Annotated in this window: 9 protein-coding genes; 6 read left to right on the forward strand and 3 right to left on the reverse strand. The window is 46.3% G+C overall.

The window, feature by feature from the left end; genetic code table 11:
* Positions 1–13: 13 nt before the first annotated feature.
* The gene (locus K7R10_RS11905) at positions 14–2,038 is read right to left on the reverse strand and encodes an alpha/beta hydrolase family protein (protein ID WP_224484943.1); all 2,025 of its coding nucleotides are present in this window, start codon (positions 2,036–2,038) and stop codon (positions 14–16) included.
* Positions 2,039–2,163: 125 nt separating this feature from the next.
* Here K7R10_RS11905 and K7R10_RS11910 point away from each other — a divergent pair, with 125 nt between their 5' ends.
* Positions 2,164–3,312 carry a lycopene cyclase family protein gene (locus K7R10_RS11910; RefSeq protein WP_224484944.1) on the forward strand — a complete coding sequence of 383 codons (1,149 nt, stop codon included), beginning with the start codon at positions 2,164–2,166 and terminating at the stop codon, positions 3,310–3,312.
* Here K7R10_RS11910 and K7R10_RS11915 read toward each other — a convergent pair.
* A complete protein-coding gene (locus K7R10_RS11915) occupies positions 3,309–4,283 on the reverse strand; it encodes a polyprenyl synthetase family protein (protein ID WP_224484945.1) in 975 nt (324 codons plus the stop codon). The genes K7R10_RS11910 and K7R10_RS11915 overlap by 4 nt on opposite strands.
* A gap of 126 nt (positions 4,284–4,409) precedes the next feature.
* On the opposite strand from K7R10_RS11915, the gene K7R10_RS11920 reads away from it, so the two are divergent.
* The 4 genes from K7R10_RS11920 to K7R10_RS11935 are packed head-to-tail and all read left to right on the forward strand — an operon-like array spanning position 4,410 to position 11,085.
* Positions 4,410–5,027 carry a TetR/AcrR family transcriptional regulator gene (locus K7R10_RS11920; protein WP_224484946.1) on the forward strand — a complete coding sequence of 206 codons (618 nt, stop codon included), beginning with the start codon at positions 4,410–4,412 and terminating at the stop codon, positions 5,025–5,027.
* A complete protein-coding gene (locus K7R10_RS11925) occupies positions 5,024–6,382 on the forward strand; it encodes a TolC family protein (protein ID WP_224484947.1) in 1,359 nt (452 codons plus the stop codon). Before K7R10_RS11920 ends, K7R10_RS11925 begins: the two co-directional genes overlap by 4 nt.
* Positions 6,383–6,398: 16 nt before the next feature.
* On the forward strand, positions 6,399–7,565 hold the full coding sequence (locus K7R10_RS11930) for an efflux RND transporter periplasmic adaptor subunit (protein ID WP_224484948.1): 1,167 nt from the start codon (positions 6,399–6,401) through the stop codon (positions 7,563–7,565).
* Between the two features lie 4 nt (positions 7,566–7,569).
* A complete protein-coding gene (locus K7R10_RS11935; protein ID WP_224484949.1) occupies positions 7,570–11,085 on the forward strand; it encodes an efflux RND transporter permease subunit in 3,516 nt (1,171 codons plus the stop codon).
* A gap of 7 nt (positions 11,086–11,092) precedes the next feature.
* On the opposite strand, the gene K7R10_RS11940 is transcribed toward K7R10_RS11935, so the two are convergent.
* Positions 11,093–12,187, reverse strand: a complete 1,095-nt coding sequence (locus K7R10_RS11940) for a PA0069 family radical SAM protein (RefSeq protein WP_224484950.1) — start codon at positions 12,185–12,187, stop codon at positions 11,093–11,095.
* A 98-nt stretch (positions 12,188–12,285) separates the two neighbouring features.
* Between K7R10_RS11940 and K7R10_RS11945 the strand changes: the two genes are divergently transcribed.
* Positions 12,286–13,707 carry a Gfo/Idh/MocA family protein gene (locus K7R10_RS11945; protein ID WP_224484951.1) on the forward strand — a complete coding sequence of 474 codons (1,422 nt, stop codon included), beginning with the start codon at positions 12,286–12,288 and terminating at the stop codon, positions 13,705–13,707.
* Positions 13,708–14,677: the final 970 nt, after the last annotated feature.

A 14,677-nucleotide genomic window follows, 5' to 3' on the forward strand; every position in this document is an offset into this window, starting at 1 on the left:
GTATATCCCTTTTTTATTTTTTATACTTTTCAAACCAGGCCACTGTGTGTTTGATCTTCGTGATCAGGTTGCTGGGCCTGCTGGCTATTCCATGCGAAGCCTCAGGTATTTCGACCAGCACGGTCTCCTTTTTTCTGATTTTGAGGGCGTGATACAGTTGTTTGGCTTCGCTTGGCGGGGTGCGCAGGTCTTCCATACCCACCATCACCATAGTCGGAGTCTCTATATTTCCAACGAGGGAAATAGGTGAGAACTTCCAATAGGTCTCTACATTTTCCCATGGCTGACCCGGGTAGCGGTAATTTGCATACCCATAATAATTATCAGCTACCAGTGTTTTGCTGATCCAGTTCATAACAGGCTTGGCCACAACGGCGGCTTCGAAACGATTGTTCTTGCCGATGATCCAGGCAGTCATGATACCCCCGGCACTTCCCCCGGTAACGAACAGCTGGTCTTCACTGGTATAACCCTTGCCGATAAGATGGTCAACACCATCCATTACATCCTGGTAATCGTCGCCCGGGTAGTTGTTGTATAGGAGGTTTCCGAATTCTTCTCCGTATGAGGTGCTCCCGCGTGGATTCGGGTAAAATACCAGGTAGCCTTCGGAAGCGTATAACTGCATTTCTGCCGAGAACCGATCTCCGTAATTCAAAATCGGTCCGCCGTGATTTTCAACGATCAGCGGATAGCTTTTTCCCTCTTCGTAATGTGGGGGTTTTACGATCCATCCCTGAAGTTCCCTGCCATCAACCGAAGAGGTATAACGCACTTCTTCAACCTCTCCCAGCTTTCGGTGGGACAGAATATCGTCATTTAGTCCGGTGAGAATTTTGATTTTTCCTTTGCCCGAGGTAAAGGCAACCTCTGCCGGATGATGAGGATCGGTATAGGTGAAGGCGATCTCTCCCTCTTCATTAACAGAATAGGATCCGCCAGGGTACGGCCGTCCTATGCTGGTGCCTCCCAGGTTATCAGCGATCACTTCTGTCGACCCTTTAAGGTCGGTATAACCGACCTTACTGTTCCCGAAATCATCGTAGGTGAAATACAGGCCCTTACCGTTGGCAGCCCAGTTTACCTGGTCAATACTTCTGTCGAGATCACCCGTGAGGGATCGTATCTCGCCTGATTCCAGGTTCATCAGGTAAAGCTCGCTTACCTGGTAGGTCTGTACCCTGTCTTCAAAGCCGGTAAAGGCGATCATGCTCCCATCGGGAGATACCACCGGAGACTCAGCCGGGCCTTTACGATCGGTAAGTGCCGTTGTTTCTCCGGTTTGAACATCAAGCCGGTAAATCTCGCTGTTTACGAAATCATATTCCCAGTCTTCATTGAGGTTGGCAGAAAAATAGATCGATCTTCCATCGGGTGACCAACTCAGGGGACCCGAAAAATTTCGTTCACCCCGGGTGAGTTGCCGTGCACTGCCCCCGATGGCGGGGATGACAAACAGTTGCCTGTATCCCGGTTGCAGGTATCCTCTTCCGTCTGCTTCATGTTTGAGACGATCGGTTATTCGTGGGGTGCCTGCCCACTTAGCACCTTCGGGCTTTTCGGGCATTCCGGCGATCACCGGGGCTTTCTCATCAACCATCATGCTGAAGGCTATATGAGAACCGTCGGGTGACCAGGTAAGATGCGACGGACTTTCAGGTAATTGGGAGATCCTGGCTGAACGCCCGGCATCAACCCAGTAGATGAACAACTCAGCCCCTTCGTCGGTACTGCTGATATAGGCGATGCGGTCTCCCTCAGGGGACCAGGCCGGTGAAGATTCCCAATTTTGTCCTTCGGTCAGTTTCAGTTGGGTGCCTGAATCGGTATCTAATAACCAAAGTGTACCCTGCCGCCGGTCTTTCATGATATCGAACCCGTTGCGCACATAGACGATATGCTCTCCGTCAGGAGCGATCTGTGGGTCAGAGGCATATTCCAGTTTAAACACATCCAGGTAATCGAAATTTGTTTGTTGTTGTGCTGTTACATTCAGGCAGAACAAGCCCAGGTAAAGGAGTATAATCGTGTGTCTCATAAAAATCAGGTCTTTTTACAAATATAAAATCCTGTGGTGAATTGTAAGGTTTTATTGTTTTATAACTCAGGAAAACAGCTATAATTACCTATCTTCATGAGCTGAAGTAAAGCGTTTACAGCTGAATGAAAACCTATGATTATATCATCGCCGGCGGTGGCGCATCGGGCCTTTTGATGGCGTATCGGTTCGCCCGTGATTCGTGGTATGACGATAAAGAGATTCTTATCATTGAAAAAGGTGGTAAGCGTGAGAACGACCGTACCTGGTGTTATTGGGAGGAAGGAAAAGGTGAATTTGACTCCATACTCTTTCACACATGGGAGCAGGGGCTTTTCAGGTCTGATCAGGAACTGGAATTCGAATTCGCTCCTTACCGCTACAAAATGCTGCGTAGCAAGCCTTTTTATGAGTATATGCGATCGGTTATCGGCAAGCGAAATAACATCGAAATTCTTCAGGCTCATGTTGAAGGGATAGAAGAAAAGGAAAGCGGTGGTGTCAGGGTGAAAACTGATCAGGGATATCGGGAAGCACACAGGTGCCTCAACAGTATCCTGGATGCACGTCCCGTATTGAAACAGCAGCGTTATCCGCTGATCCTTCAGCATTTTATCGGATGGTTCGTCGAAACTGAAAAGCCTGTCTTTGATCCCGCCCGCATGACTTTTATGGATTTCTCTGTTCCGCAGAAAGGCAACACCCGGTTTATGTATGTGCTCCCTTTCAGTGCCAATTATGCGCTGGTTGAGTATACCTTGTTTTCTGCCGAAACGCTGGAGGAACAGGAATATGAAAACAGCATACGCGACTATCTGGATGATCTGGGAGCAGGGCAGTACACTATAGTCGAAAAGGAACAGGGCCGCATCCCGATGACCTGTTACCCCTTTGAAAAGGAAAACAGCAGGGATCTGCTGCATATCGGTACGGCAGGCGGATGGACCAAACCAAGCACCGGCTATACTTTTATGAATACGATCACCTATTCTGAAAGGCTTTCAGAATTCATGAAAAAAGACCTGCCGCTGCATCGTTTCCCGAAAAGGGATCGGTTCTGGTATTATGATCTCTTGCTGATTGATGTGTTATACCATCGCAACGAAATGGGAAAAAAGATCTTTGGAATGATGTTCAAAAACAATCCGGTATCAAAGATCATGAGGTTTCTCGATAATCGTACCCGGCTTTCAGATGAACTCCGAATTATTCTTACGACGCCAACACCTCCGTTTCTGAAGGCCCTACTAAAAAGAATTTCAGGTGGGTTCTAGACCTTGCGGGTCATCAACTGCTGAGCAAAATCTCTGAAACGCGATTTAGAGTCTTCCTCGCACTCAATAGAATCAAGTATGTCGAGAGCCTTTTGCGTATATGATTCGATGGCTTCGAGGGTAATCCGGTCAGCGCCGCTGCCCGTAACCAGCTCCTTTACCGAGATGATCTTCTGCTCGGGGTCGGCCGGTGCGATAGTGTAAAGGTGTTTTAGTTGATCGGCATCTTTCTGCGGAAGCATTTCAATAGCCTTCAGGTAGAGATAGGTCTTCTTATTTTCAATAATGTCACCCCCAACTTGTTTTCCGAACTTTTCAGGATCGCCGAAAGCATCGAGGTAATCGTCTTTTAACTGAAAAGCGATTCCGAGATTGAGGCCGAAAGCGTAAATGGATTCGGCGTTTTTTGGAGAAGCCCCGCCGATGATCGCACCCATTTTGAGAGCAGCAGCCAGTAAGACGGCTGTCTTATAGGTGATCATTTTCAGGTACTCACCGATACTTACATCGTCCCGGTTCTCGAAATCCATGTCGTATTGCTGTCCTTCGCAAACTTCGACTGCGGTCTTGCTGAAGAGGGCCGCCAGTTGCCGGAAGATCTCAGGCTCATAATTCTCAAAGAGCTGATAGGCTTTTATGAGCATTACGTCACCTGATAGGATCCCTGTATTGATGTCCCACTTCTCATGTACCGTCTCCTTACCACGGCGCAAAGGTGCGTCATCCATGATGTCATCATGTACCAGCGAAAAATTATGAAAGACCTCTACGGCCAGGGCGGCGTTCAATGCTTTCTGATAGTCGGAGCCAAACATCTCACAGGCCATCAGGGTAAGGGAAGGTCTGATGCGTTTCCCGCCGAGGTTCATGATATAGACCATGGGTTCATAAAGATTCAGCGGTTCCTGTCTGGCGATATTTTGATCCAGGTACCGGGTAAAGACCTCCCGGTATTCTGTTAAGGTCAGCATAGACTATTTTTTGTGCTAAAATACCATATTTCGATTCCCTTGCCATATAAACCGAATGTTAAAAAACTGTAAACCTTAGGAAACTTTTTTTGTTTTTAAAGTTTCCAATGTAGTTTTGTGCTTACTATGAAGAACGCCATACTGGATAAAAGTGCTGAAATGTTCCTGTCATACGGCTTTAAAAGCGTGACTATGGATGATATTGCCTCGGAAATGGGAATATCAAAAAAAACCATTTACCAGCATTATAACAATAAAACCAAGCTGGTCGAAGCCTCTGTGTTTCACATCTACGAATCGATATGTGATGGCATACAGGCGATACACGACACTGCGGAAAATCCGATAGAGGAGCTATACAATTTTAAGCGTTATATCATGCGCCATTTAAAGAACGAACGCTCTTCACCGCACTACCAGTTAAAGAAATACTACCCCCGCATCTACGATGAGCTTATGTGGAAACAATTTCAGCTTATGCTGAAGAACGTCTCTGAAAACCTGCAAAAAGGCATTGAAATGGGTATTTACCGGAGTACCCTCGATGTCGGTTTTGTGACCCGTCTTTATTTCAAGGGTATCAGCGGGATCAAAGACGAAGATGTTTTTCCGCCTGAGAGTTTTTCAATGGATTATCTGCAGGAAAGTTTCCTGGAGTATCATCTTAGGGCCATCACCACAGAGAAAGGCCTGAAAGTATTAGATGCAATTATGAACGAGCACAAATCAGTTACTAAGGAATGAAACGATATTTAAGTCTTATGCTGCTGCTGGCCGGTCTGGGTCTCAGTGCGCAGGAGAGAACCTATAGCTTTACCATTGAGGAAGCGGTGAACTTTGCAATTGACAGCAGTTATACCACCATTAATTCCCGCAGGGATATTGCCCGCGCCTTAAAGCAGAAATGGGAAACCACCGCCACCGGTCTTCCGCAGATCGACGGGGCTGTCGACTATCAGAACCAGTTAAAGCAACCCGTGACCCCGCTTCCTGCAGAGATCATTGGGGGTGAGCCGGGAACCTTTGTGCCTGTGGTCTTTGGCGTGAAACAACAGATGTCGCTTACAGCTACCCTTAGACAACTTATTTTCGACGGGTCTTACCTGGTAGCTCTGGAAGCTGCAAGCACCTTTCTGGACTATAGCCAGAACTTTAATGAAAAGACCATGCTCGAGGTACGCAAAGGGGTGATCAATGCCTACGGAGGAGTGCTGGTTGCGCAAGAGAATGTATCTATCCTTGAAAGAAACCTGAACACCCTGGCCGATAACCTTGAAGAGACCCGTATAACTTATGAGAACGGCTTTGCCGAGGAGGAAGACGTAGAGCAGTTGCAGGTCACCTACCTGCAGGTGGAAAATGAGCTGAATAACGGAAAAAGGTATCTTTCAATTGCCAGGCAGATGTTTAATCTTGCTTTGGGGATACCCGTTGAGGCTGATGTGATATTCGAAGACGACCTGAACTCCCTGGCGATCGATAACGTAAGTCTCCAACTGATTGACACTACTCTTGATTTCGAGAACAACGTCGATTATAAGATCGCAAGAAATCTCAATGAACAGAGGGCCCTGGAACTAAAGCTTGAGAAAAGCCGTGCCCTGCCCACTTTGAGCGGATTTGTGAATTACGGCACCCAGGCTTTTGATAATGACTTTATATTCTTCGATACGGAAACCCGCTGGTATCAGTCGTCGATACTGGGGGTAAGCATGAATATTCCTATTTTCAGTTCCCTTCAGCGAAGTGCACGAACCCAGCAGGCTAAAATCGCTTATGAACAGGCGAAGACGAGTTTTCGTGAGACAGTACAGCAGATCGAACTCGAACTGAATACCGCAAGAAGTGACTACCGTTATGCCATAGAAAATTACCAGATATCAAAACAGAACCTTGACCTGGCAGAACGCATCGAAAAAAAGAATCAGATCAAGTTTCGCGAAGGAATTGCGAGCAGCTTTGAACTTCGGCAAGCCCAGACTCAGTTGTATACCGCGCAGCGTGAGTATATCGAATCGATGTTCGAGCTGATCAAAGGCAAAGCGGAACTGGAAACCATATTGAACACCCCCGATTTTAGAAATACCCAACTGGATTAAGATCAATAACACGACAATGAAAAAGATAACTATTATAACCCTGGCATTCATCACATTCGTTTCATGCGGAGACAGTAAACAGGCATCGTTTGAAGACCTTATTGAGCAAGGTAACCTTTCGGCCCTGAAAGAAAAGAGACAGGCGCTGAGTGAGCGTTACGATGCCTTACAGGCCGACCTTCGCAAGATCGACCAGGCGATCAGCGATCTGGATACGATTCAAAACCTGCCCCTGATAACAACTCTGACTGCCAGAGATACTGTATTTAATCATTTCATCGAACTTCAGGGAAATGTGAATACCCGAAAGAATATCGTGATCAACGCAGAATACAGCGGGATGATCGAACGGGTGCTTGTAGATGAAGGTGAGGCCGTAAAGGCAGGCGAACTGCTGGCTGAGATCGACGATGGCGGACTTTCGGCACAATTGGCACAGATGCGAGTGCAGGCAGACCTGGCCAGGACCACCTTTGAACGTCAGAAAAATCTGTGGGAGCAGAATATCGGTTCAGAAATGCAGTACCTGCAGGCAAAGTCTCAGTATGAATCCATGCAGAATTCCCTGGATCAACTGGAAAGTCAGTTGTCAAAAACACGCGTAACAGCTCCCTTTGCCGGTACCATTGATGAGGTTATCAGCGAGGAAGGAAGTAACGTAGGGCCCGGAACACCGATGTTCAGGCTGGTGAATCTTGATGATATGCATATCAATATCGAAGTGCCTGAAACCTATATTCCGGATATTCAAAAAGGAACCGAGGTGAAAGCTTTCTTTCCGGTTCTGAACAAGGAAATCGAGACGCAGGTGAAGCAGGCAAGTAATTATATCAATCCTGAGAACCGCTCGTTCAAGGTCGAAGTGGCTGTTCCGAAGGAAGGAGACAATATTAAACCCAATCTTACAGCAAGAGTTAAGCTTAACGATTATACCAATCAAAACGCTATCCTGATCCCTCAAAGCATTATTATCGAAAATGCAGCCGGAGAACAATTCGTTTACCTGGCCGGTGAGGTAGATGAGAAAGGAGAGGCCGTGGTGAAACGTACCGTGATCGAAACCGGAAAGACACAGGGTGACCTTGTAGAGGTGGTTAAGGGCATAGAGCCCGGAGACCGCGTAGTCGAGGAAGGAGCCCGTAATGTACGGGAAGGACAGCGTGTTAAAATCTTAAACAGATAGGCTTATGAGTAAGATGAAGAAAAATGCAGATAAGGAATTTAGTCTGTCAAGTTGGGCGATCGATAACAGCACGACAATTTATGTGCTGATCGCGGTATTCCTGGTTCTGGGAATATCAGCCTATTACACGCTTCCGAGGGAGAACTTTCCTGAGGTAACCGAGACCAAGATCTATATCAGTACGCCTTATCCTGGCAATACGGCTGAGGATATAGAAAGGCTCATTACCGATCCGCTCGAAGATGAATTGAAGAATCTAAGCAACGTGGTCGAGATCGTCTCCACCTCACAGGAAGATTATTCGATCATCACGGTTGAATTCGATGAGAATATTACGGTTGAGTTAGCCAAGCAAAGAGTAAAAGATGAGGTAGACGCCAAGACAGCCGGTGAAGACTGGCCTATATTTAACGGGGCCAAGGTAGAGCCGAATGTTTTCGACCTGACCCTTTCTGAAGAGATTCCGATACTCAACATCAATTTTAGCGGGAATTACCCCGTGGATCGCTTAAAGGAATTTGCCGAATATCTGGAAGATAAGGTAGAAGACCTGCCGGAGATCAAGGAAGCAGATATCAGGGGCGCCCAGGAAAAGGAGGTTGAGGTAGCCGTTGATGTGTATAAGATGATGGCTGCCAATGTCAATTTTGATGATGTTCTCAATGCCATAAGAAACGGGAACGTAACCATGTCTGCCGGAAATATAGTCAGCTCGGGGCAGCGCCGAATTATCAGGATTATGGGTGAGATCGAGAAGCCCTCAGAGCTTGATAATTTTGTGGTAAAATCACAGAACGGTGCAGTTTACCTGCGCGATATTGCCAACGTATATTTTCATGAAGAAGATAAAACCACCTATGCCCGTGAGTTCGGTGAGAGCGTGGTTATGCTCGATGTAAAAAAACGATCAGGGAAGAACATGATCGATGCGGCAGAGAAGATCGCCGACCTGGTCGAGGAGGCAAAAGCTTCTTACTACCCGCCCGATCTGAATATCAGTATCGCTAACGACCAGTCAACCAAAACGCTGAACCAGGTAAACGACCTGGTCAACAACATTATTTTCGGGGTACTGCTGGTGGTGATCGTTCTTATGTTTTTCCTCGGTTTCAGAAATGCTCTTTTCGTGGGCTTTGCCATACCCATGTCGATGTTCATGTCGTTTATGATACTGCAGGGACTTGGATATACCCTTAATACCATGATCCTCTTCGGACTCATCATGGGTCTCGGGATGCTGGTGGATAATGGAATCGTGGTTGTGGAAAATGTATATCGCCTGATGGATGAGGAAGGAATGTCAAGGACCGAAGCTGCGAAAAAAGGTATCGGTGAGATCGCTTTTCCCATCATAATATCAACGGCTACAACGGTAGCGGCTTTTGTACCCCTGGGGCTTTGGCCGGGAATCATGGGTGATTTCATGATCTTTTTCCCTATTACCCTCTCGGTAGTGCTGGGTTCTTCCCTGTTCGTGGCCATATTTATGAACTCCATGCTGGTCTCACAGTTCATGGAGACAGGTGAAAAGGTACTCAGCAGAAAGCAGCTGATCAGGCTAAGTCTCTTTTTAGGAGTCCCCGGCTTGTTGATACTCATTTTCGGCGGACCCATGCGAGGCCTTGGATCTGTTATGATAGTCACCGCAGCTTTGTTCTGGGCATACCGCTATGGTATCAAACAATGGGCGAATCGCTTTCAACGCGTGACCCTGAATAAACTCGAAAGCAGTTACCAGAATTTTCTGAAATATGCGCTTCGGGGATATAAGCCGCTATTTTTCGTCGGGGGAACCTTTGCTATACTGATCGTGGTGTTCATGTTGTTCGGATCGTCTCTGGGCAGCGGAAGAACTAAGGTCGAATTCTTCCCTGACAATATTCCGAATCAGATCATAGTCTATATCGAATACCCGGAAGGGACAGATATTGAAAAGACCAATCGCATAACTGAGGAGATCGAAGATAAGGTATACGAGGTTATCAACTCTGATGAATATACCAATGGTGATTATAATGTTCTCACCGAATCTGCGGTGTCTCAGGTGGGGGAAGGTGCCGGAAACCCCATGACAGATGGAGGTTCGGCTGCCGAAATGCCGCACAGGGCCAAGATCAAGGCCACCATGAGAGAATACAAATTTCGCGAAGGCAAAGACAGTGAAAAGCTGCGTCAGAAAATACAGGAAGCCCTGAAAGGAGTTTATCCCGGGGTGGCTATTTCAGTAGAGAAAGATGCGGTCGGACCACCGGCAGGTTATCCTATCAACATCGAACTGAAAGGCTCAGATTATGATGAACTGATCAATACCGCTGAAAGAATGCGGGAGTTTATCAATACCCGCAATATCGCAGGTATCGAAGAATTGAAGATCGATGTGAACAAGAACAAGCCGCTTATGGTGGTCGAGGTAGATCGTCAGAAGGCAGGAGAACTGGGCGTTGCCGTGGGGCAGGTCGGGAACCAGCTTCGACGCTCGCTTTTCGGTGAAAAGGCGGGAGTGTATAAGAATGAAGGCGAAGACTATGACATCTATGTGCGGTTCAACGAAGATCTGCGGTATGACAAAAGTGCCCTGTTCAACCAGGATATCATCTTCAGGGATCCTGCAACCGGTCGCCTGAAACAGGTTCCTGTGAGTACGGTGGCCAGACAGAAGAACACCTCTTCATTCAGCGCTATCAAGCACCGGGATCTGAAAAGGGTCGTTACCGTCTATTCAGGTCTGGCTCCCGGCTTTACCGATGCCCAGGCCATTGTGAATAAAATAGAAAGTGAAATGCTCAACTTTGATAAGCCGGAGGGGATCGATATCGATTATACCGGACAAATCGAAGAACAGAACAAACAGATGCAATTTTTGCTTGGAGCGTTCTTTGCCGGTCTCGGATTGATCATGTTCATTTTGATATTCCAGTTCAGTTCGATTTCGAAACCCACTATTATAATGCTGGCCATATTTCTGAGTCTCATAGGGGTTTTCGGCGGGTTGATGATCACCGGATGGTCTTTTGTGATCATGATGACCATGATGGGTATTATTTCACTTGCCGGTATCGTTGTGAACAACGGAGTGGTACTGCTTGACTATACCCAGATCCTGATCGACCGAAAAAAACTGGAACTCGGTATGGATGAAGATCAGCTGCTTTCAGATGAAGATATCAAAGATGTGATCGTTCAGGGTGGAAGAGCTCGTTTGCGTCCCGTTTTGCTCACGGCGATTACAACCATTCTGGGGCTTATTCCTCTGGCAATAGGTTTGAATATCGACTTCTTCTCCCTGTTCTCAAATTTTGATCCGGATATCTATATCGGAGGTGATAACGTGATCTTCTGGGGTCCTCTGGCATGGACGGTTATTTTCGGATTGTTTGTGGCGACCTTCCTGACCCTGATCATCGTTCCGACCTTGTTTTATATGAGTCACTGGCTGAAGCGAAAGATCTATGGCAGGGGTGTGGAAAAGGAAAAGAAAAATGAGGTGGAGAAGCCCGTTATGGCTCAGGCGCGTCAGTGACCGGTGATTACCAAAGGCTTAATTGATCCGGGTGATGGCGCAGCTTTTGCTTCATGGATTCGAAGCTTCCGTGATTGAGCTGTGGGGTTTCCGTATCTGAAAAATAGGTGTTCCTGGCGATCTCAAATTGCTTGTGAAGATGAGAGGCCAGCACCCCCTCACCCCGGTTGCGAATACCGAACCTGCTGTCGTTGAGTTGCCCGCCATGACAGGCCTTTATTTGGTTCAGTACCTTTTCGGCCCTCGCAGGCATCGCTTTATGAATCCAGTCAGTGAAGATGTCGGCGATGGCACCGTTTAACCGAACCACGGTAAACCCGATCGAGCTGGCGCCTTTGTCCTTTGCCGCTTTTGCAATCGGAAGTATTTCATGGCTGTTAATACCCGGAATAATGGGCGCGATCATCACCCTGACGGGTATGCCGTTACCCGAAAGCGTTTCAACCGCCTGCAGTCTTCTCTGAATACTGGCCGTACGAGGCTCCAGTAAGCGGCGGGTGCGTTCCTCGAGGGTAGTGACAGATATGTTTACCACAACCAGGTTTTTTTCTGCCAGCTTTCTTAAAATATCGAGGTCCCTTAATATGGCAGCGTTCTTGGTAATGATTCCCACAGGGTGTTCATACTTCAGGAATACCTCCAGGCAGGCCCTGGTTAAGCGGAATTTCTGTTCGGCTGGCTGATAGCAATCGGTATTGCCGGAAAGTACGATCGTTCGGGCTTTCCAGTTTCGACTTAACAGCTTTTTTTCCAGTAACTTCGGAGCATTCTTTTTGACAAGAATGCGGCTTTCGAAATCTACCCCGGCATCATACCCCCAGTATTCATGACTGTTTCTTGCATAGCAATATATACAGCCGTGTTCGCAGCCCTGGTAGGGGTTCAGGGAGTAGGTCATTCCCACGTCAGGGCTGTTCACCTTATTGACGATACTTTTAGGGTATACCTCCAGGTATTTCGTTTTTACCTTTCTCGGGTCTTCCTCACCTTCTTTGTAACAATGTTCCAGGAATTCTGTTTCCCATTGATGCAAATGCTTCTCAAATCGGTTGGGGGCTTTCTGCTGGGCACCTCTTCCTTTAAAATCTAATAATTCGGACATATTCCAAAATTATGGAAAAATTACGAATTGAGATAATTATTTTGAAGCTCTGAGAATTTTGTAACTTCCAGATCATTAACCTTCACGCTAACTCAATTATGAAAAGACGTTCTTTTATCAGGAAGGCATCTGCTGCGGCAGGTACATTTTATATCGTGCCTTCTTTTGTACTAGGCGGTAATAATCACACCGCTCCCAGTGATACCCTTTACATGGCCACCATAGGAGTCGGAGGTCGTGGCAATGGCGTTCTGCGGGAACTTTACAAGACCAACAAGGTGAAATTTGTGGCTTTCTGTGATGTTGACGATCGACGGGCAAAACAAACCTATGAACAATTTGAAAAGGTACCAAGATATAAAGACTTCAGAAAGGTCTATGAAAATCACCTCTCAGAAATCGATGCCTTTTCGGTAGCCACTCCTGATCATACACATGCTGCCATTGCCTTGCCTTTCATGCAAGCCGGAAAGCATGCCTATGTTGAAAAGCCGCTGACTCACAATATCAGTGAGGCCCGAATGATGACCAGGGTAGCCAGGGAAAGAGGTATTATAACCCAGATGGGGAACCAGGGGAGTTCTACCGATGGTATAAGAACTGCCAGGGAATGGATGGAAAGCGGCGTAATAGGAAAAGTTCACAAGGTCGATTGCTGGACGAACAGGCCTGTCTGGCCTCAGGGTATGGGGAAGGTCCCTCAGCCTGAAGCCGTACCGGAGGGTCTGAACTGGGATCTCTGGCTGGGCCCTGCAGCATATCGTCCCTACAGTCCGGCATATCTGCCGTTCAAATGGCGTGGCTGGTGGGATTTCGGAACCGGCGCACTTGGCGACATGGGATGTCACATAATGGAAACCCCTTTTAATGCCCTCGACCTGAAATATCCTTATGAAGCTGAAGCCAGCTGTACCACCGTCTGGGAGGGAGATTTTGTGGAAGCAGATTTTGATCAGTCTCCACCTCCTTCTTCTGTGGTGCGCTTAAAGTTTAAAAGCGATAAACATGGCGATGTAGCCCTGAATTGGTATGATGGAGGATTGATGCCTTCGAGACCGGAACATATGGCCGATGATGAGACGATGGGAGATTCAGGAGGAGGAAGTATATTTTACGGTGACCGGGGTGTGATGGTAGTAGATACCTATTCAGAAAACCCGAGAATCCTTAAGTACTATGAAGACAAGATTGCCCCAAGGCCAAAGCCTTATCTGAAACGGGTAAAGAAAGATCATTATCATAATTTCGTAAATGCATGTATGGGCAAGGAAGAGGCTTCATCTCCCTTCTCATATGCAGGGCCGCTTACTGAAGCTGTGCTTATGGGGAATCTGGCAGTACGTGCTTATCAGTATAAGGAACTGAAGGAAGGCAAGGGTCCCAATGACTGGGATCCATATCATTACCCGGGAAGGAAAGTGCTGAAATGGAATGGTGAGGCCATGAATATCACTAACTATGACAAAGCGAATCAGTGGGTGAACGGATCCTATCGCGACGGATGGAAAGTTACGCTATAATGTCAGGAACTATTTCCCTAAAAATAAAAAGCCGGTTTTACAACCGGCTTTTTTTGCCCCAAATCTTACCATGAACTTAACCTACTTATGTTATGGTGATGTAAATGTATATCACCCTGTATTCGGCGCCTCAAAAACCAGTTTAAAAGTCTGAAAATCAGATAAATGGATTTTATCAGGCTAGATGAACAAATATAGGAGGGGAGAGCAAAATTATTCAGATCAAAAACGGATATAAATAAAAAGGCCGGTTTAGTAACCGACCTTTTTTGCCCCAAATCTTACCATGAACTTAACCTACTTATGTTATGGTGATATAAATGTATAATCCTTGATAATAACGAAATAATTATCTTGATTAAATGTCTTAAAATCAGGTGAATGGATTTTTATGATTTAGGGTTGGAGAGGGTGTGTGGCGGAAGGCCGGTTGAAGTGCTCCTGGTATAAAATAAAAAAGGCCGGTTTGTTAACCAGCCTTTTTTGCCCCAAATCTTACCATGAACTTAACCTACTTATGTTATGGTGATATGAAAGTAGGCATAAGGGATTGTCCGGGAATAATTTTATGGTTTAAACGCGCTTATATCAGCTGAATGGTTGAAAGGGCTGTCAGGGGGAAAAGTTTGTTATGGATTTATTTATCCAATTATAAATTTTCAATTGGTGCCAAATAAAAAAGGCCGGTTTAGTAACCGACCTTTTTTGCCCCAAATCTTACCATGAACTTAACCTACTTATGTTATGGTGATATAAATGTATAGTCCTTGATATTAACGAAACAATTATATTGATTAGATGCCTTAAAATCAGGTGAATGGGTTTTGCTTCCAAACTCCTCTTAGGATATCAGGGAGTTCTTTTTCAGGGAGTAATTTTTAATGAGCAGGGCGGGTTTCCCATTTTAGGCAGAGAATTTTTGACGCCGTTTTGCAAAATCGGGAAAATGTATAAAATAAATAAGGCGGGA

It is taken from the genome of Robertkochia aurantiaca (assembly GCF_020166495.1).
GTDB lineage: Bacteria > Bacteroidota > Bacteroidia > Flavobacteriales > Flavobacteriaceae > Robertkochia > Robertkochia aurantiaca.